A 20,679-nucleotide genomic window follows, 5' to 3' on the forward strand; every position below is an offset into this window, starting at 1 on the left:
CACAGAAAAGTTATAACGATCATTCTACATCTTTCAATAACTCTTTTATAGAACGTTCTAATTGTTGGTCTCTTCCTTTAGAAATAACTCTAGGCATATTCTTTATTTTTATCATTGGTTCGGTTTGGTTATTTTCCATCCATTCACCTGCTTTATTTTTAGCACTTACAGGAACAACGCCCCAATAAGAACCGTTCGGTAGGCTTTCCCAACCAGCAAAACTACAAGTGCCAGGTACTGGCATACCCACAGTTTTTCCAATTTTTAAATCAGTATATCCAGAAGCGTAACAATGCCCATCAGAATACATACTTTCATTAAAAATTGATAAAGTTGGTTTTGTCCATCTGGAAGTTGGTTCTCCACCAACAACTTTATCTTCAGTTTCATATGTAATAAAAGGGACACCTGTAAAAAACATTGCTAAATCTGCTACTAAATCACCTCCACCATTAAAACGAGTATCTACGATTACTCCTTTTCTATCCGTATATTTTCCCATCATATCTTGATAAATGCTTCTGTAAGGACCATCTCCCATGCCTGGAATGTGAACATAACCAAGTTGGCCATTACTTTTTTTGTCAACTTCTTTTTCGTTAGTTTTTACCCATCTTTTATATAAAAGTCGATTTTCATCTCTTAAAGAAACTGGCTTCACAGTAATAGTTTGTTTCTTTTTAGTTTTAGGATTTGTAATATCTAATAACATAAATTTACCAACTTTTCTGTTTAAATATTTCGCAACATCTTGATTTTTATCAATAGTCTCTCCATTAATATTTTCGATAATCATTCCAGGAACAATCTTAAACTTTGCTTTATCTAATGGTCCTCCAGAAATAATTTCATCAATTAAAATACCATCACCTTTATGATTATAATTCATAAAAATTCCAAGAGATGCTGTTGCATCACCATTAGAGATTCCATTTCCTCTTGAGCCTGAACCTGAATGTGACACATTTAATTCTCCTAACATTTCTGATAACATTTCTGAAAACTCGTGAGCGTTTCCTATTGACGGAAGATACTTGGTATATTCTTTCTTCATTTTATTCCAATCAACTCCATGAAAAGTTGGTTCATAAAAAATAGCTTTTGTACGTATCCAAACATGATTAAACATGGCAGTTCTTTCTGCACTTGCATCAAATTCCATTTCACCATTAATTTTAACAGCTTTATTCTTCTTAGTACTTGGATCTAATTTAGAAATTTTACCACTGCTTAATAGGTATAAGTTTTTTACTTCTTTGTCCCATTTTAAACTACCAAAGTTGGTGTTTAATTTTATCAACATTTTTGTTTCTTTGGTACGTAAATTAGTGCTCCAAAGATTCATCTTACCTTCAAACCTTGCTAAATAATATAATTCATCTCCTTTTTTAGAAAGTACTGCATCTCCTAGACTTGAAGAATGAATAGTAAGCCTTTTTGTCCTATTTTTCATATGATCAAAATCAAAAGTAAGTGGTTTCACTTCCTTTTTTTTATCCTCTTCATCTTTATCTTTTTTAGTGTCTTTTTTATCTGATTTATCTTTTTTATCATTCTTTTTAGCTTCGTCTTTAATGGCTTGCATTAATTTATAATCTTCTTCACTTAAATTAAATTCATCCCAAGCATCCTGCGTAAAGAACATACTATAAACATCATTTTGAGAACGACCACTAGTAGCATAAGACTTTAATCCATTTCTGTTACTAAACCAAATCATTTGTTTGCCACCATTTACCCATTTCGGACTAGAATCATAATATCCACTTTCATTCAAATTTATTCTTTTAGATCCATCAGCAGCCATTAATAATACTTCACCATTACTTAAGGTTTTTCCCCAATCAATTAAAAGCCATTTACTGTCTGGACTCCAAGTAAAATATTGATCACCGTCACGCATATGATATAAATCTTTAGGTGATAATAATATTGTTTCTTTATTACTTGCAATATCTTTAACTTTTATAGTTCTTCTTCCTTCAACAAAAGCTATTTTTTTTCCATCAGGTGAATATTCTGCAAGATAATTATCATGTTTATTTTCAATTACTGATTCTTCTTTTAATACTGTTGCGGCATAAAAGAAAGGTTCTTCTTTTCTTACTTTTTCCGTTTTAAAAATGCTCCATTTTTCATTTCTTTCGCTGCTATAGACAACAGATTTTCCATCTGGCGTCCAAGAAACAAAACGTTCTCGTTCTGGTGTATTAGTTAACCTTTTGGTAAAGGTTTTATCTACAGAAGTTACAAAGACTTCACCACGAGCAATAAAAGCAATCTCTAATCCATTAGGAGAAATTGACATTTCATTGATTCCTCCATTTATAGAAATAAACTTATCATCATTGTCTATATTTTGAGTTCTAATATTAACTTTTAATTTTTTAGGTTTTTCATTTTCTTTCATGGTATATAATTCACCATCGAATCCAAAAGATATAATTCCATTGCCAAAACTTAAAAACCTAATTGGGTGTAATTTAAAATCTGTTAATTGCAGATCTTGATTTGGATTATCTAATGATAATTTGTGAATATTAAACGTTCCACTCTTTTCGCTTAAATAGTAAATACTTTTTTCATCAGCACTAAAAACTGGTTGTCTATCTTCTCCACCAAAAGAAGTAATCATTTTATGGGTATTTGTTTTTTGGTCATACAGCCATATATCTCGGGTAATTGAAGAAGTATGATGTTTTCTAAACTCATTTTCCCCTCCTTTTTTATCATGATAAACCATTGTCTTACCATTCTTTGAGAACTGAATATATTCAGCCGGAATAGTAAGTATTTGTTTGACTTTTCCTCCGTTAACGGGAACACTATATAGCTCTGGTTGCGATGCAGTAGGATATTGCCTATGATTTACATCATCTTGACGCATTGCTCCAAAAACAATTTCTTTATCGTTTGAAGAAAAAGAAAATGGAGATTCATTTGTGGAATGAAAAGTTACTCTGTTAGCAGACCCACCATTAGAATCCATCACATAAATATCAAAATTTCCATAACGGTCAGATGCAAAAGCTAATTTAGAACCGTTTTTATTCCAAACTGGCATAAAATCATGAGCCTTATGAAAAGTCAGTTGAGTGGCATTTCCACCCATTGTTGGCACTTTATATAAATCACCCTTATAAGTGAATGCAATTTGAGTTCCATCTGGAGAAATTGAAGAATAACGCATCCATTGTGGTTTATCTTGAGCATTTATTGAGAATGCAATTAAAGAGAAAAATAATAGTAATTTTTTCATTTTTAGTAAATTTTAGCTAAGCTAACAAATTAATATATAAACTTATAATCACAATGTTAAATTTGAAACGAATACTGTATTTTTACTAAAAAGATAACTCTAATGAATACATTAATTTTTAATTCTATGAAAGACTTTCTTTCTATGAAAGGAAAGGCACTGCCTGAAAGTAATTGGTATAAAGTCACACAACAAATGATTAACGATTTTGCGAATGCTACTTTAGACAAACAATGGATTCATGTTGATGAAAATAGAGCAGAGAAGGAGAGTCCTTTTAAAAGTACAGTTGCTCATGGTTTTATGTCTGTATCGATGATTTCTAAGTTATTGGAAGAATCTTTTTCTGTAAAAAGTATTAAAATGGGTTTAAATTATGGATTAAACAAAGCTCGTTTTCCAAACCCAGTTCCTGTAAATAGTCAATTAAGAATGATTTCGATGGTTAAAGACATAGAAGAGATTTCTAACAACGGATTTAAAGTTACCTTTCTATGCACCATAGAAATTAAAGGGCAAGATAAACCAGCTTGTGTTGCTGAATTTATTGCGGCTTTATTTGAATAAAAAAAGTAACAAATCACAGCTTTTAATTTATGAATAATTTCTTTTAAAAAAGACAACCTTTTGCAACTACTTTTTTAGAATTTAATTAGAAAAATATAAAGAAAGGAGATATCTCTATTATTATAGAATACTCTATTTCTGTGTATAATTCTCTTCCAGAGTTCATAAATAGATTCTCAGGACTTTAAACAACAACAACTATGAATCAATTATAAAAAATGTGACAGATATTTTTTATCAATGAAAAAAATATAAAGCTTTTAACTGAAAAAAACTGCAATGTAGAAAGGAAAATGAGCCCAATCAGCTATATTAAAATTATTTTTGGAACAATCTTAGTAACTTAATTTTGAACTACAGTATTATTTATTAATCTAAAAATATAATTTACGCTCTTTAGATTTTTAAAACCTAAAGTGTTTTTAGAAATAAATAATTTTTAGATATTTAATTATTCTGCTATAATAATGGCAGCAGCTTTAAACAAGTTTGCTTTAGATTTAAACAGAGAGTTTTCTATTATAATAGCTTTTAACTTGGTTTCTATTAATTTAGATTCTCTATAATTCACCAAAAACAAAGAACTTTCACCTAAAAAGAATTTTCTTTCTTCAGCTTTTAACAAAATATTATAATCGCTAACAATATTGCTTATATAATTACTTTGCAGTGAAAAAGAGGATAACTCTTGTTGTAGTGCTTTTAATTTATTTTTAATGGTAATCTTAGCAACTTCATTTTCATAAGTAGCCTCTTGTAACTTTATTTTCGAAAGTTTAAAATCTCCTCTTTCTTTTCTTAAAAATAGTGGTAATTTAAAATTGATTCCAGCCTTATAATTATCTATATTAAAAGAGTTTACTTGACGAGGAGCTTGTGATAAAAAATTATATTCAACATCCAACTTGGGCAACAAATTATTTGTTTTTAATTTTCTATCAATAACTAAGCTTTGTATTTTAAATTCTAAAGATTTTATCTTTGGATGATTATTCATATCAAAATACGTGTTATTAAACAAGGCAATATTAAACGCTACATCTATATTTTTATATGTTTTTACATCAGGAATTATATGTGCTTGTAATTCAACCGGCGTATTATTAGTCAACCATAAAAAGTTAGATAAACCTAGTGATGCTTTCACTAATTTAATGCGTGCTTTTTCTAAATTTAACTTTCTATTATTAAGCGTAATTCTTGCTTCGAGGGTATCAATAGCAGGTTTATCCCCTTCTAAAAAGGCTTTTTTAGTTCCTTTAAAACGAATTTGTGCATTGTTTAAAAAATCTTCATAAACCTTTTTCTCATTATAGGTCTTTAACCAATTAAAATAGGATAAAGACGCATTATATAAAATTTCATTTACCAATAATTCCTGATCTTCTTTTGCCTTATTAACGAAGAGTTTTGCCTGTTTTAAAGCCGCCATTCTTTTGTTTATGAAAAGTCCCTTTAACAAAGAAGCGGAAACACCCGCGGCGTATAAACCATCTTTTGGATTCGTTGATTCAAGATTTAAATAAAGCCCATCATTATTTTCAAAATTTGCTTTAAACTCTAATCCATAATAAACAGGTATTTTAAAAGCACCGTTTAATTTATTATAATATTCTTTATTCTTAAATTCTTTTTTATCAAAATCAATTTCAATTTTGGGATCAAAAGCGCCTCTAGCTTTTAACAACTTAGCTTCACTATTATTGATAATAAGGTTTGCTTGTTTTACAATTGGATGATAGGTTTTTACATATCCAAGATACTCTGATAAAATCATTACAGATTCAACTTTTTCTTGAGATGAAAGATCTGCAAACATTAATAAAAACAGCACCAAAATATATTTTTTCATGTTATAAAAATCTAGAAAATTAGCAAGTATTTATTTATTTTTAGAACTATACTTTACTTTAGTAATTACATCCGGTTGGTAATAGTTGGGTGGAAAACTGTTTAACTGTCTCCAAAGTTCAAACCAAATTGGCACATCTTCTAATAATGCAATAGTTTTTGCGCCAGAACCAACTCTAATACCCTCTGGCCATTCATGATCTGTTTCATCTGGTGATAATAGAACTCTATATTTACCATTATCACTTATAAACCTCTCTATGGCCACAACTTCTGCACCATAAGTTCCATAAGAAACATTAGGCCAACCACTAAAGACAATAGCTGGCCAACCGTCAAACTGTACACGAACTTTTTCTCCTTTATGAATTAAAGGCAGATCTATAGGCCTTACAAAGGTTTCGACCGCCAAATCATATTGTGCTGGCATAATCCCAACAATTTCTTCTCCTTCTTTAAAAGTAACTCCAAGTCCGCCTTTCAAAGCTTTGTTAATATACCCATTTTGAGGAGCGGTTATAAATAACAAGCTATTTCTTACTCTATAATTACTATTACTATTTTCTAATTTAGATACTTGAGCTTTAGCATCAAAACCACTAGACTGCGCAGTATATTTATCACTTTGAGATTTAGATATTTTATCAGTATAACTTGCTCTTATTCTAGAAATTTCAACTTTTGCATTTAATACTTCGTTTTTAGTAGCAAGTAATTTATTTTCTTTTGAGATTAATTTCACTTGTGTTTCTTGCAGTTTCAACCGTTTTTCTTCAACATCTTTAACGGCTTTTAAACCCTCTTTTTGTAATGCTTTTGTTCGATTATACTGTCTTTCTGCAATCTTAATATTCATTTTGGAAGCTTCAAATTCAATACTATCACTTTTTATTTTTAATTTGGATTGTAGAAATTTATTTTTTGCTTGTTCAAGTTTTAGCTTTCTTTCTTCTTTTAAAGCAATAATTTGCCTGTCTAAAGCCTCTACCTTATACTGATAGGCATTAACAGAAGATATTTTTGCGTTTATTTGGTCGTTTGTTCTTTCGATTAAAAGACCATCAAAATAATCACTTTTAACTTCAGAAATTCTTAAAATGGTATCTCCTTTTTTCACATAATCACCTTCTCTAACAAACCATTGCTCAATTCTTCCAGGGATTTGAGATTGTATTGCTTGTGGTCTTTGTCCTAGTGCCAGAGTAGTTACTAAGCCCTTACCAGAAATATTTTGTGTCCAAGGTAAAAACAAGGCAATTAAACCTATAAAAGCAAATATTAATAAAAATTTGTTAAGCGCCTTATAATATTCTTTGCTAAAAATATTCTTGCCAGATTTAAAACTTTTTAAATCCACGGTTTTGTATAATTGATTATTAGAAATATTTAACATCGTTTTTAATTTATGGATTTAATTTGGCCTTTCTCTAACGTAATAGTCTGAGTACATTTTGAGCGCCAGCTTTTTTTACTACTCACCACAATTAGGGACCAAGGTCTTTTTTCATCCGTTAAATAATTGATAATACTAATTGTTTCTTCCAAATTAAATTGATCTAAAGGGTCTTCTAAAATCATTATTTTAGGTTGTTTGATAATGGCTCTCGCTAAAATCATTTTTTTAGCAATAGTGTAAGACATTTGTTTTCCTTCAGGATATATGACAGTATCCAAACCATTGGGTTGCTCTTTTAAAAATTGAGATAATCCAACATTCTCTAAAACATCAAAAATTAAATCATCTTTTATGCTTTCATTTCCAAAAATTAAATTTTCTCTTATTGAACCTTCAAAAGGAGTTTCCTCTGAAAGAGATAAGCCTAATTGAGATCTGTAATGATTTAAATGTAAACTACTTAATGATAAATTATTAATGTAAATATTTCCAGCTGTAGGCTCTATAACCCCTGAAATTAAACGAAGTAAACTAGATTTTCCTGCACCACTTTCACCAACAACTAAAACTCTGCTCTTTGGAGATAACTTAAAAGACATATTTATAATAATTGACTTTTCTCTATCTTTAACTCCATAAGAAACTTCATCTAGCTCTAAGATCAAACCATTTTTAAAGAGAGGAGTTTCCCCATCTTGTGATTCTAATTCTTTATCTACTACTTGACCAATTTTTTCGATGGATGTAAGCACGTCATAAAAAGATTCTAATCCAATAATTAACTTTTCTACTGAGGCTATTACTAAAAGAATAATGATTTCTGCAGCAACAAACTGACCAATATTCATTTCTTGTCTCAAGACTAAAGCTCCACCAATTAACAATAAACCAGCAGTTACAATTACCTTAAAACCTATCATTTGAGAAAATTGTAAGAGTAAAATTTTAAAGTGATTTTCTCTCGCCTCTAAATATTCACTTACTAAATCATCGTTTTTAGACATTGCTAAATTGGTGTTTCCGGACAGTTTAAAACTTACTACTGTTCTTGCAATTTCTTGTATCCAGTGGACAACTTTATATTTATTTTTAGATTCTATCAAACTAGTTTCTAATCCCTTTCTAGCTGTAAATTTAAAAACTATAAAAATTAATAGGAGTAATAATACACCAAATACAATAAAAAATGGATGATAAAATGATAGTAAAATTAATGCAAAAAGAATTTGTAATATTGCCGTAGGAACATCAATTAAAATTTTTGATAATCCTTTTTGAATGGTCAGTGTATCAAAAAAACGATTCGCCAATTCTGGCGGATAATAATTACGTAATTCTGACATTTTAATTTTTGGAAAACGGTAGCTCAATTCGAAAGAGGCTCTCATGAAAATCCGTTGTTGTATGGTTTCGATAATTCTTAATTGCATTAATTGTAAAGCACCAGAAAAAATAACACCAAACGTTACAACAATAACTAAAACAACCCAGGATGTAGAGATTTGTGCACCTTGAATTAAATTAATAATTGCTTGAATTCCCAGAGGTAAAGAGAGCGCTACCACGCCTCCAAAAATTGCATAGTAAAATATTTGAAAAATATCTTTTTTCTCTAAAATTAGCAAACCTACGAAACGCTGCCAAGGATTTAATTGTTTATCATCAATCATTATTTTAAAGTATTTTTCACTAAATCAATAAAGAAATTTGTTGGGGTCTTTCCTTCTTTACAATTGGTAATTGATAGGAAATGTTCGTTTAAAAAATGTTGATGTAAACCTCCTTCAATAATTGTACTTGCTAAACTTAGCGCATAAGGATATTCTTTTTTTACATCTAAAATCATTTCACTAATTCTAATAATTAATCTCTTATAAACTTCAAAATATCCTTCTTTATTTTCTGTATCTACTTCTTTCGTTAAAAATGATTTAGAGCTTTCGTTTACAATAATTCTGTATAATAAAGTTTCGTTAATGTGAGAGAAATTATTATCATCCTCTATGGTTCTTGTTGCAATGGTAACTGCTTTTTCTAACTTATTAAAAGGATTAGAAATACTAAAAGTTTCAATGACTAATTGATATTCTAACCATGCCCAATACCAGGAAGATAGGTAAAGAAGTAATTTATGTTTACTCTCAAAATAACGATAAATCGAACTTTCATTAGAACCTATTTTTGTTCCTAATTTCTTAAAAGTAAAACTTTCAAAGCCAATCTCATTTATCAATATAATACTTCGCTCAATGATTCTTTTTCCTAATTCTGATGTTTCTGGATCTTTGATAAAAATTTTATCAGGAACAGAAATTTTTAAGACAGTTAATAAATTTTTCATGCTTTGTAATTTATAGTAAATATAATAGTAATACTATTATAAATTAATAGTATTACTAAAATTTAATAATTTTTTAACATCTACATCATTTCAAGTAAGAATAATTCCTGAATAAATCGTATATTTGCAGAGTAAGAAAGAATACACTCCAGTTATTACACTAGTTAGCGTAAGTTTGATTTTAAATTTTCAGTTAGGTATTTTATCTTATCAGAAACAATAATTTAAAACTCTTATATTTTTAATGGCAAAATCGCAACAAACATTTAGTAAAAGTGAAAAAGAAAAAAAACGTTTAAAAAAACGTTTAGACAAGCAAAAGAAAATGGAGGCTAGAAAAGCAGAAAAAGAAGAAAATGGACCGACAGGAATTCAGTTTGCTTACGTAGATCATAATGGAAATTTAGCAGATACTCCGCCAGATCCAGATTTAAAAGTGGAATACGAATTGGAAGATATTCAGATTTCAGTAACAAAAAAAGAAGATTTACCAGAAGAAGATCCTGTTAGAAAAGGAAAAGTAAACTTTTTCGATTCTTCAAAAGGATTTGGATTCATTATTGACCATGAAAATGGTGAAAAATATTTTACTCATGTTAGTGGTTTAATTGATGAAATTACTGAGAATGATAAAGTTTCTTTTGAACTCGAGAAAGGTATGCGTGGAATGAATGCAGTAAAAGTGAAGAAAATTTAGAGAATACTAGTTTCTCTGTGATAACTAAAATAACCTATTACTGCCCAAAGTAATAGGTTTTTTTAATTATATATATTGCTTTAAGAATTATAAAACTCCATACTTTCAATAATTAAATCTTCAGAAACTTTACAATCTAACTTAAAGTCTTCAAAATCATTTAAAAGCACAAAATTTACTTGTCCGTTTATGTTTTTCTTATCGTGTTTTAGCAACTCCATAATGTTACAAAAATCTTTTTTTAACAAAATAGTGCTATTATAAATGGATAGAACTACTTCTTTTATTTCATTTACATTCTTTTTAGGAAAACCTAACAACTTAAAAGACATGTAACTTTCACAAACCATTCCAATAGCAATCGCTTCTCCATGTGTCAGGTTTTCTTTCTCATCAGATTCTAAATAAAAAGATTCAATTGCATGACCTAAAGTATGACCGAAATTTAAAATTTTACGTATGTTCTGTTCCTTAGGATCTTGCAAAACTACTTCATTTTTTATCTCTACAGAACGAAATATTAAATCACTGATTTTTAAATACTTATTATTCTTTATCTCCTTAAATAATTTAACATCATAAGTAATACCATATTTAATAATTTCTGCGGTTCCAGATTTAATTTCTCTATCAGAAACCGTTGATAAATAATCAGTATCTACCAATACCAACTCAGGATTAGCAAACAACCCAATCTGATTTTTCAATACTCCCAAATCTACACCTGTTTTTCCACCAACAGAAGCATCAACCATGGACAATAAAGTGGTTGGAATATTTACAAAATCAATTCCACGTTTAAAGCAAGAAGCAACAAAACCACCTAAATCGGTTATTACACCCCCGCCTAAGGTGATTAACAAACTTTTTCTATCTCCACCTAATTCAGTAATTGCATTCCAAACTCCAATGCATGTTTCCAAATTTTTATTAATTTCTCCAGACTCAATTTCTATCAATTCTATAGTTTTATCAATAGATAAATTTTGAATAAACTTTGGGTAACAATACTCAAAAGTATTCTCATCCACCAAAATAAAGATTGTAGAGTAGTTTTTTATTTCAATTAATTTAGAGAGTTCTTGGTAACTATCTTTATGAAAATGAACAGGATATGTTACTGCTTGTATGGTTTTCATTTGTAATTTATTAGGTATGCAAATTAAAAATAAAAAATTCAATTATTACTATTCAATAGTTATATTTGTTTCAACTAAAATGACCTTGAATGAAACTTTTTGATAATACAGAAATTGCTTTTTCTTTAAAATCCGATTCCCAATTAGAGCGTGCCTATTTTTTGTTTAGGATGATACAAAATCAACCAATGGTAAGAATTGGTAGCGCAGTTACTAATTTTGCATTGAAAGCACATTTACCTATAGAAGGTTTAATCCGTTCAACAGTTTTCGATCATTTTTGCGGAGGAGTAACAGAAGATGATTGTTTGCCAATTATAGATAATATGTATAATAACGGCAAAGTTCATAGTGTTTTAGATTATTCCGTAGAAGGTAAAGATGAAGAAGTAAGTTTCGATGGTGCCTTAGCAAAAATTATAAGAATCATTAACTTTTGTGAAGAAAAACAATCCATTCCGTTTGCCGTTTTTAAACCGTCCGGCTTTGGTCGTTTTGCTTTATATCAGAAATTATCTGAAGGAAAAAAGTTAACCTCTAAAGAGGAAGAAGAGTGGAATAGAGTAGTAGCACGTTTTCATAAAGTATGCAAACTAGCCGTTAAAAAAGATGTTCCTTTGCTAATTGATGCAGAAGAAAGCTGGATGCAAAAAGCTGCAGATGAGTTAATTGAAGAATTAATGGAGCTCTATAACAAAGAAAAAGCTATTGTTTTTAATACATTACAAATGTATAGACATGATAGAATGAACTACCTAAAAGAACTTCACAAAAGAGCAAAAGAGAAAAATTTTTATATTGGTATAAAAGTGGTGCGAGGCGCTTACATGGAAAAGGAACGAGAAAGAGCGGAAGAAAAAGGGTATCCTTCTCCAATCTGCACAGACAAAAAAGCCACAGATCTTAATTATGATACTGCTATAAAATACATGATGGAACAACCAAAAATGGCACTTTTTGCAGGAACCCACAATGAAAATAGCTCTTATTTAGTGATGGATTTAGCAAAAACACACAATATTAAAGTAGATGATAACCGCCTTTGGTTTGGTCAGTTATTTGGTATGAGTGATCATATTAGCTATAATCTAGCCAGCAAAGGTTATAATGTAGCAAAATATTTACCCTTTGGTCCCGTTAGAGATGTAATGCCTTATTTAATAAGAAGAGCGGAAGAAAACACTTCCGTTGCTGGACAAACTAGTAGAGAACTAAATCTTTTAAAAACGGAGAGAAAGCGCAGAAAATTATAATGAATAGCATAGAAGAAATAAAAACGTTACTTCATAGAAATAAATTAAGACTTGCTCAAGAATTAAAGCAAAGTAAAGAAGCTGTGTTTCTTATAAAAAAAGGGACTCATTCTTCATTAACAGAGGAAGAAAAAGAAAAGGTTAAAATACAGTTGTTAGATATTTGTAAAGCAATACCAGCATTGGCAGTTTTTTTACTCCCTGGCGGCGCTTTACTATTACCGCTTTTAATAAAATTAATTCCTGATATTTTACCGTCTGCTTTTCAAGAAAATTTTGAAGAATAAGAGTTATTTGTTTACTATCGGAAAGGTAAATTACTCCTCAAAAGTCTGGAAATTATTATTTTTCAGACTATTTTCAAATTTTACTCTTGTTTCAAAAGATTAATATTTTAGAATGTTGCAACAAATAAAAATTCTTTAAAAAGATATAAATATCGCTATTAGGTTCCAACAGTTCTTCATTCGATTACTCTTAAATAAAAATAAATCGTTAGAATTCGTATAAATACCATAGAAACAATTACTTTTGCACGAAATTTAAGAAACACGCATGCAACCAATTAGAAATATTGCTATTATAGCTCACGTAGATCACGGAAAAACAACCTTAGTTGATAAAATTATTGATCAAGCAAAAATTTTAGACGATCGAAAAGAACGCACAGATTTATTGTTAGATAATAATGATTTAGAAAGAGAAAGAGGAATTACTATTCTTTCTAAAAACGTATCTGTAAACTATAAGAACACAAAAATTAACGTAATTGATACTCCTGGTCACGCCGATTTTGGTGGTGAAGTTGAGCGTGTATTAAAAATGGCTGATGGAGTTTTATTATTAGTTGATGCATTCGAAGGGCCTATGCCTCAAACTCGTTTTGTATTAGGTAAAGCCTTAGAGTTAGGATTAACACCAATTGTTGTTGTAAATAAGGTAGATAAAGAAAACTGTACGCCAGATATTGTACATGAAAAAGTTTTTGATTTGATGTTTGCTTTAGAAGCAACTGAAGAGCAATTAGATTTTGCAACTGTTTATGGTTCTGCAAAAAATAATTGGATGAGCACAGACTGGAGAAATGAAACAGATAATATTATTCCTCTGCTAGATGCTGTATTAGAATCTATTCCAAAAACTACATACAATGAAGGAACTCCACAAATGCAAATTACTTCTTTAGATTTCTCATCATTTACAGGTAGAATTGCTATTGGACGTGTTTTTAGAGGCGATTTACAAGTAGGTAAAGATTACATGTTGTGTAAAGCAGATGGTTCTACTAAAAAAGTAAGAATTAAAGAACTACACGTATTCGAAGGAATGGGTAAAGTTCAAGTAGATAAAGTTCCATGTGGAGATATTTGTGCAATTACAGGTATAGAAGGATTCGAAATTGGTGATACTATTGCTGATTTAGAAAACCCAGAAGCATTGCCAAGAACAGAAATTGACCAACCTACAATGAGTATGTTGTTCACCATCAACAATTCTCCTTTCTTTGGTAAGGAAGGTAAATATGTAACATCTCGTCATTTAAGAGACAGATTGTTTAAAGAATTAGAGAAAAACTTAGCTTTAAAAGTTGAAACTACAGATTCTGAAGATAAATTTAATGTTTTTGGACGTGGAGTTTTACACTTATCAGTTTTGATTGAAACCATGCGTAGAGAAGGATATGAATTACAAGTGGGAAGACCACAAGTAATTTTAAAGGAAATTGATGGAAAGAAGCATGAACCAATGGAAACATTGTCAATTGATGTTCCTGAGGATGCAGCATCTAAAGCAATTAATTTAGTATCTCTTAGAAAAGGAGATTTATTAATAATGGAGCCAAAAGGAGATCTACAACATTTAGAATTTTCTATTCCATCTAGAGGTTTGATCGGTTTAAGAAATAGAATCTTAACTGCAACTGCTGGTACAGCAATTATTAACCACCGTTTTTCAGAATATGGTCCTTATAAAGGAGACTTTACTGAAGATATAAAAGGAGCTATTGTATCCTCTGCTGCGGGTAAAGCAACAGCATATGCACTGAATCGTTTACAAGATAGGGGACGTTTTTTTATCGATATTAACCAAGAAATTTATATTGGTCAAGTAATTGGAGAAAACTCTAAATCAGATGATTTAGCAGTAAACTTAATTAAAGGAAAGCAATTAACAAACATGCGTAAATCAGGTACAGATGATGCTATGAAAATTGCTCCTAAAGTAGATTTCTCTTTAGAAGAAAACATGGAGTATATTAAAGGAGATGAATATTTAGAGGTTACGCCAGAAAGTTTACGTATGCGTAAGATTACTTTTAAAGGATAATAGAGAATAACTATTTCGTAATTCTGTACTCGTTTCAGAATTTAATAATAAAACCAAAAAGCTCAAGTTTAAAACTTGAGCTTTTTTTTATCTTTGCCATATGAGTGATTTTAAGCATCTTTTCAATATTTTAGAACATAGTATAGCCAGTAACAAATTTGTAAAGCTAACGTTAAGTAAGCCACTAAGAAAGAGTGAAGGTTTGTTAAATGTCTATATGCGTTTGTTTGTAGTTGATAAAAAAGAAGTTTTTCAGTTAAAATATCGTTATCCAACAGAAGAAAAGTATCAGCAATTTTCTTTAGAAGACGTAAAGACTGAGTTAGAAAAATTATTAATTGTATCCTTTAGGGCTGGAACCCTATTTACTTTAAGCGAAGATTTATTAGTAATGGTTTCTAAAAAGAAAGCTGTTTCGTATCGAGAAAATAGCCCAAGTTTTAAAAATAAATTACCAGAAATTTTGTTAAAATCAAAATAAAATAAAAAGCTCAAGTAAATTGAGCTTTCTATCTGGAGTTATATAAAGTGTATTTTTATTCATTTGAGATATCAATTTCTTCAATCATTTTTATAGCTTCAGCTCTCGGTGGATATTTTTTAGAGACTACAAAACCAACTACCATTGCAACGACAAAAGAAGGAAAAAGGACATCCATAGCAACAAAGTATTGTCCTATACTTTCTATTTCTTTAAATACAAAATTGAATAATACAACAGCTGCAAAACCTGATATCATAGAGGCAATAGCTCCTTTTTCAGAATATCCTTTCCAAAAAAGTGTAAGAATAATTACTGGACAAAAAGCGGCTGCAATGCCAGACCAACCAAAGAGAATCACCCAAAAAATCTGCCTATCAGGAGAAACATAATTCATAACCATGGCAATTATTAAAGCAGTAAAGGCCATTATAACTGTTGCTATTCTTGAAATTTTCGTTAAACTTTCGTCTTTAATATCTGGTCTAAATATTTTCTGATAAAAGTCACGCGTAATCGCACTTGATGCCAATATTAAAAGAGAATCTATGGTAGACATAATTGCAGATAAAACTATGGCAACAAAAATTGCTACTAAGATTGTGGGTAAGAACTCTTCTGTAACCATACTTAAAACATCCGCACCATTATTTCCCAAAACAGCTTCAGGATCTTGTCCTTCTTTTGTAAAATAGATACGAGCAAGAATACCAATGGTTACAGCTGCAGCATCTGTTAATAATGTAAAGGTAGTTGCCACCCATTTTCCTTTATCTATCTCTTTTTCATCATTTATAGACATAAATCGAACATATACCTGAGGCGAACCAAGAAAACCAAGACCAATCATTGAGAATCCTAGAATTGTAAAAAGATTCATCCATACGTCAGTACTTCTGCCCATTACTTGCGTTAAAGTTGGATCAATAGCATTTAACCCTGCAGTAACTCCAGCTCCATGATCCATAGAAAACCAAACAACAATTGGCAATAAAACCAATCCAAAAAACATCAGTAAACCTTGAAATAAATCTGACCAAACGGCGGCTACAAAACCACCGATAAAAATATAGGCGAGTACAATTAGAAACCCAATTAATGCGCCCAGTTTATAATCTATACCCAGCATTGAGTTAAAGGCAACACCAGTAACATCTATTTGTGAGGCTACATAAATAACTATAAATACAACCAAAATTGCTGCAGATATAATTCTTAATGTATTTGTTTTTGATCTAAAATGACTATTCAAATAATCAGGAATTGTTATTGCACCAAATGCATCAGATCTTTTTTTGAAACGTTTTGCCATAAATTGCCAAGAAACGAAGACACCAAGTAATTCTCCAACAACTACCCAATAGCCCGAATACCCCGCCATAGCACCCATTCCTGTAAGTCCTATAAGTAACCAGCCAGATTCTCCCGTTGCTCTTGCAGAAAAAGCAACAGCCCAAAAACCCATTTTTTTTCCGCCAACATAATAATCACTCATACTTTTTATGCGCCGTGAAGCTAAAATTCCAATTAGGAATAAAATTCCAACATAAATTGCCAATATGGCTATTTTGATTATAAAACTTTGGTCTTGCATAGTTATTAACTTTTTGGTTTGTCTGTAAAGAGAGAATAAAACAAACTTATTTTTTATTTTTATGAAAAGTAGTCAAATAAATAGGAAATAGTCAGTTTTTTTGCTTCAATCGTTTGAATAATTATTTAAACAGAATTAAAAAGTTTAAAATTTACTATATTTGAATCATTGAAATGAATTAATAAATTCACTCAATTATTTAGTTAGATTTGGGGAATGACCTTGGATTTGTACATTAAATGAACAAAAAAAAGTGATACATTATTGTGAATTCTAAAAAAGATAGCACCTCAGAACTCAAAACATTAAATGATTTAATAACGGCTCTTTCAGAAGGAGAGAGGACGACTTACAACAACATAATACATTCAATAATATTTCAAGAAAACACTTTTGAGAACTATGCTTCCTGGTCTAACGATTGTTATACCCGAAATTGCATTGTAAATAACGACAACTTTGAAATAATTTTAATCTGCTGGTGTGAGGGCCATGTTACGCCAATTCATGATCATGATGGAGAAGAATGTTGGGTAAAAGTAATCAACGGTGAATTCAAAGAAACGATTTACAAAGAAGATGATAAAGGCGAGCTGAATATTTTAAAAACTTCTATTTCAAAACCGAATGAAGTTACTTATATGAAAGATTTTATGGGATTCCATAGATTAGAAAATGTCTCTAATAAAAGAAGCATGTCACTTCACCTTTATGCAAAACCAATTCGTAAGTGCAGAATATTTGATGAAAAATCAAAAGCTTTTGTGAATAAAGATTTGGGTTATGATACCATTGCATAATCAATAATAAAACAGAAAAAAACAGTATGTCAAATATAAATAATGATCTAGCTTTATTTAATGAACTCGTAGAAGTTTTAATTACTGAAGAAGAAAAAAACCCGGTAGCAGAAAGAATAGATTCGAATAAATTGTACGAATCCGTCGATCTTTCGCTGAATGATGCTGCAATGATTGATGACGAGTTTAAAAACTTACTGCGTGATGTTATTGTTTCTACTCCAAAAACGGCAACTAACTTGTTTTTTAATCAACTTTTTGGTGGAAGACAGAGTAAAGCAGTTTTGGGAGATTTATTGGCTGTTATGCTGAATAACAGCATGTACACATATAAAGTAGCCGGTCCACAGGTAGGAATTGAGCAAGAAATTATTAGACAATCTTGCGACTTAATTGGATACGGTTCAAAAAGTAATGGTACGTTTCCAACTGGCGGTTCTATGAGTAATTACATGGCTTTGGTCATGGGGCGTGACGCAAAAGATCCTTCTTGTAGATTACATGGAATGACCAAACCCATGGTTATTTATACTTCTAAAGAATCGCATTATTCTAATTCCAAGAACGCAAGTTTTGCTGGAATTGGAAGAAATAATATTCGTTATATTGAAGCAGATTCTAAAGGAAGATTGATTCCAGAAAAACTGGAAGAACAGATACTAGAAGATCTCCAAAACGACAAGATTCCAACGTATGTGAACGCAACTGCTGGAACGACAGTTTTAGGTGCTTTTGACCCTATTGATAAAATTGCTGATATTACAGAAAAGTATAAGATTTGGCTGCATGTTGATGGTGCATATTGTGGAAGTGTAATATTTAGTGATAATTATAACCATCTTGTAAAAGGAGTAGAGAGATCAAATTCTTTTAGCTATAACGCGCACAAAATGCTCGGAACACCTTTAACATGTTCAATTATATTGGTCAATGATAAAAAATATTTACATGATTCATTTAGCAATGATGCAGATTATTTATATCAAACGGATGGTGATGATTTTAACTTGGGTAAAACTTCTTTCCAATGCGGAAGAAGAAACGATGCCTTAAAATTTTGGACACTTTGGAAATCTATTGGAACAAAAGGTTTAAAGAAAATTGTAGAGCAACAATTTGATCTAGCAAATGTTGCTTTAGACTATATTAGAAGCAATCCTAATTATACTTTGTATAGTTTTGATGATTCGATTTCTATTTGTTTTAATTATAAAAACATTGAACCAATGGCGCTTTGCACTGCATTGTATGAGCATCAAATTACAGTTGTTGGTTTTGGTTCTTTTAAAGAAGATACTTTTATTCGATTGGTAACCATTAATGCAAACAATGAAAAACAAGACATCTTAAATTTCTTTAAAGTTCTGGAAGATTTTGTTGACAAAACACCAAGCTTAAAAAGAATATAAATTATGAATTTATAGTCACTGATCTTGATAAAAAATAAGCGTAATTATTTTCTATATGTTGTACTCTACTATGTAATATCTTACGTCTATCTATTATTTCGAAAATTATTAAAAAGTAATAAATTATTTTTATTTTTAGAAGTAGGCTAAATACTGACAAAAAAAAAGATCATTTTGTCATTCTGCGGTAATGATTTCTTTTATCTTTTGAAATCATTCGTTAATAAAAAAGGCATTTAAACCTTTTCTTCTTAACCAAAACAATTTCAGAAATATTAGACCCCAAATTCTCAAAACTATATAAACTGCAATATTTAACATCTATATTCATTGTAACAGTAGATTAAACAAATACCCAGAAATAATAATACATAATGTTACCACTCCAAAAAAGATGGCAATTAGTTTTAACGTCATTACTTTTTTTAAGAGCATTGCTTCTGGTAAGGATAAACCAACTACACCCATCATAAATGCAATTGCGGTTCCTAAAGGGATACCTTTTGCTACTAATACTTGTACTATTGGTAAAATACCCGAAGCATTTGAATACATAGGAACAGCTAAAATAGTAGCGATAGGAACTGCGAATAAATTATCTTTATCCATGTACTTTTCAAAAAAGCCTTCAGGAATATAACCATGCATTAAACCGCCGATGGCAATTCCAATGATTACATAAGGTATAATGGCTTTGAGTATCGTTATAACTTCAGCCCAAATTATAGGCAATCTTTGTAATAAACGTTGTTTTTGAACAACAAAAATAGCCTGCTCTTTTTGTGCATTTTCTAAAACTGTTTTTACCCAAGGAGTTAAAAAAGAATCTAATTTTAATTTTTGAAGAATAACTCCAGAAATAGTACCTAATAAAACACCACTAATTACATATATAATGGTGGTCTTAAGTCCGAATAAGCCAACAAACAAACCAATGGCAACCTCGTTTACTAAAGGAGAAGTAATTAAAAAAGAAAAAGTAACTCCTAAAGGAATTCCGCCTCTTACAAAACCTATAAATAAGGGTACAGATGAGCAAGAGCAAAAAGGCGTTACAACACCAAAAAGACTTGCCATTAAATATTCTAAACCATGTAATTTATTTCTGGATAAATAGTTTTTAACCTTGTCTATGGGGAAGTAACTATTTACAATTCCCATAGAAAAAATAACAAAAAAAAGTAGTATTAAAATCTTTACAACATCATATATGAAAAAATTAAGCGCTTCTGCTAAATGCGCTCCTCTTTCTAAATTTAGTAAATTATAAACGAACCAATCTGCTATATTTTGTAACCATTGAAACATATAACTATTCTAAAAGCCATTTTTTTTGGGAGATATTACGCTTACAAATGTAAGACTGCAAATTCTATATTTATCTGATTTTTATCATGTAATTATTTGAAACTTAAATGCCCTCAAATAAATTTTAAACAAATACTTAAATGTTGATAAATATTTAAGTTTAACATTATTTTTAAGAAGTTTATTTGTGTAATTAAAAATTAAATTTGAATATTTGCAAATAAATAAACAATACATGAATTTTATTCAATTACAT

Annotated in this window: 16 protein-coding genes; 8 read left to right on the forward strand and 8 right to left on the reverse strand. The window is 30.0% G+C overall.

The annotated features are described in order from the left end of the window. Positions 1-19 precede the first annotated feature (19 nt). Complete coding sequence (locus BLT88_RS07705; RefSeq protein WP_091954033.1) at positions 20-3,259, reverse strand: S41 family peptidase; 3,240 nt, start codon at positions 3,257-3,259, stop codon at positions 20-22. A 102-nt stretch (positions 3,260-3,361) separates the two neighbouring features. On the opposite strand from BLT88_RS07705, the gene BLT88_RS07710 reads away from it, so the two are divergent. Further along, complete coding sequence (locus tag BLT88_RS07710; RefSeq protein WP_036786370.1) at positions 3,362-3,826, forward strand: MaoC family dehydratase; 465 nt, start codon at positions 3,362-3,364, stop codon at positions 3,824-3,826. Positions 3,827-4,277: 451 nt separating this feature from the next. Here BLT88_RS07710 and BLT88_RS07715 read toward each other — a convergent pair whose 3' ends face one another. Genes BLT88_RS07715 through BLT88_RS07730 form a run of 4 tightly spaced genes read right to left on the reverse strand, consistent with a single transcriptional unit; the run spans position 4,278 to position 9,414 of the window. Further along, complete coding sequence (locus BLT88_RS07715; RefSeq protein ID WP_091954035.1) at positions 4,278-5,678, reverse strand: TolC family protein; 1,401 nt, start codon at positions 5,676-5,678, stop codon at positions 4,278-4,280. 30 nt (positions 5,679-5,708) lie between these two features. Then, positions 5,709-7,070, reverse strand: coding sequence for an HlyD family secretion protein (locus BLT88_RS07720; RefSeq protein WP_091954036.1), 1,362 nt, complete (start codon positions 7,068-7,070; stop codon positions 5,709-5,711). A gap of 5 nt (positions 7,071-7,075) precedes the next feature. Beyond that, positions 7,076-8,740, reverse strand: a complete 1,665-nt coding sequence (locus BLT88_RS07725; protein ID WP_091955717.1) for a peptidase domain-containing ABC transporter — start codon at positions 8,738-8,740, stop codon at positions 7,076-7,078. A gap of 2 nt (positions 8,741-8,742) precedes the next feature. After that, positions 8,743-9,414, reverse strand: coding sequence for a TetR/AcrR family transcriptional regulator (locus BLT88_RS07730; RefSeq protein WP_091954038.1), 672 nt, complete (start codon positions 9,412-9,414; stop codon positions 8,743-8,745). 244 nt (positions 9,415-9,658) lie between these two features. Here BLT88_RS07730 and BLT88_RS07735 point away from each other — a divergent pair, with 244 nt between their 5' ends. After that, positions 9,659-10,111, forward strand: coding sequence for a cold-shock protein (locus BLT88_RS07735; protein ID WP_091954039.1), 453 nt, complete (start codon positions 9,659-9,661; stop codon positions 10,109-10,111). An 80-nt stretch (positions 10,112-10,191) separates the two neighbouring features. Here the strand turns inward: BLT88_RS07735 and aroB are convergent, their stop codons facing one another. Beyond that, positions 10,192-11,250: a 3-dehydroquinate synthase gene (aroB, locus tag BLT88_RS07740; RefSeq protein WP_091954041.1), complete on the reverse strand. Its 1,059-nt coding sequence runs from the start codon at positions 11,248-11,250 to the stop codon at positions 10,192-10,194. Between the two features lie 89 nt (positions 11,251-11,339). Here aroB and BLT88_RS07745 point away from each other — a divergent pair, with 89 nt between their 5' ends. The 4 genes from BLT88_RS07745 (at position 11,340) to BLT88_RS07760 (ending at position 15,312) form a co-directional block, all read left to right on the forward strand. Next, positions 11,340-12,503 (forward strand): proline dehydrogenase family protein, encoded by a 1,164-nt coding sequence (locus BLT88_RS07745; protein WP_091954042.1) that lies wholly within the window; start codon positions 11,340-11,342, stop codon positions 12,501-12,503. After that, the gene (locus tag BLT88_RS07750) at positions 12,503-12,790 is read left to right on the forward strand and encodes an LETM1 domain-containing protein (protein ID WP_036786379.1); all 288 of its coding nucleotides are present in this window, start codon (positions 12,503-12,505) and stop codon (positions 12,788-12,790) included. The genes BLT88_RS07745 and BLT88_RS07750 overlap by 1 nt, the downstream gene beginning before the upstream one ends. A gap of 268 nt (positions 12,791-13,058) precedes the next feature. Beyond that, positions 13,059-14,831, forward strand: coding sequence for a translational GTPase TypA (gene typA, locus BLT88_RS07755; RefSeq protein WP_091954043.1), 1,773 nt, complete (start codon positions 13,059-13,061; stop codon positions 14,829-14,831). A gap of 100 nt (positions 14,832-14,931) precedes the next feature. After that, the gene (locus tag BLT88_RS07760; protein WP_091954045.1) at positions 14,932-15,312 is read left to right on the forward strand and encodes a hypothetical protein; all 381 of its coding nucleotides are present in this window, start codon (positions 14,932-14,934) and stop codon (positions 15,310-15,312) included. Positions 15,313-15,367: 55 nt separating this feature from the next. On the opposite strand, the gene BLT88_RS07765 is transcribed toward BLT88_RS07760, so the two are convergent. Continuing rightward, positions 15,368-16,906, reverse strand: coding sequence for a sodium/proline symporter (locus tag BLT88_RS07765; protein ID WP_091954046.1), 1,539 nt, complete (start codon positions 16,904-16,906; stop codon positions 15,368-15,370). Between the two features lie 266 nt (positions 16,907-17,172). On the opposite strand from BLT88_RS07765, the gene BLT88_RS07770 reads away from it, so the two are divergent. Both BLT88_RS07770 and BLT88_RS07775 read left to right on the forward strand, forming a co-directional pair. Then, positions 17,173-17,706, forward strand: coding sequence for a cysteine dioxygenase family protein (locus BLT88_RS07770; RefSeq protein ID WP_036786387.1), 534 nt, complete (start codon positions 17,173-17,175; stop codon positions 17,704-17,706). Between the two features lie 26 nt (positions 17,707-17,732). Continuing rightward, positions 17,733-19,115 carry an aminotransferase class V-fold PLP-dependent enzyme gene (locus BLT88_RS07775; protein ID WP_091954048.1) on the forward strand — a complete coding sequence of 461 codons (1,383 nt, stop codon included), beginning with the start codon at positions 17,733-17,735 and terminating at the stop codon, positions 19,113-19,115. Between the two features lie 327 nt (positions 19,116-19,442). On the opposite strand, the gene BLT88_RS07780 is transcribed toward BLT88_RS07775, so the two are convergent. Next, on the reverse strand, positions 19,443-20,423 hold the full coding sequence (locus BLT88_RS07780; protein ID WP_091954049.1) for a permease: 981 nt from the start codon (positions 20,421-20,423) through the stop codon (positions 19,443-19,445). Positions 20,424-20,679 lie beyond the last annotated feature (256 nt).

The sequence above is a fragment of the Polaribacter sp. Hel1_33_78 genome (genome assembly GCF_900106075.1).
Lineage (GTDB): Bacteria > Bacteroidota > Bacteroidia > Flavobacteriales > Flavobacteriaceae > Polaribacter.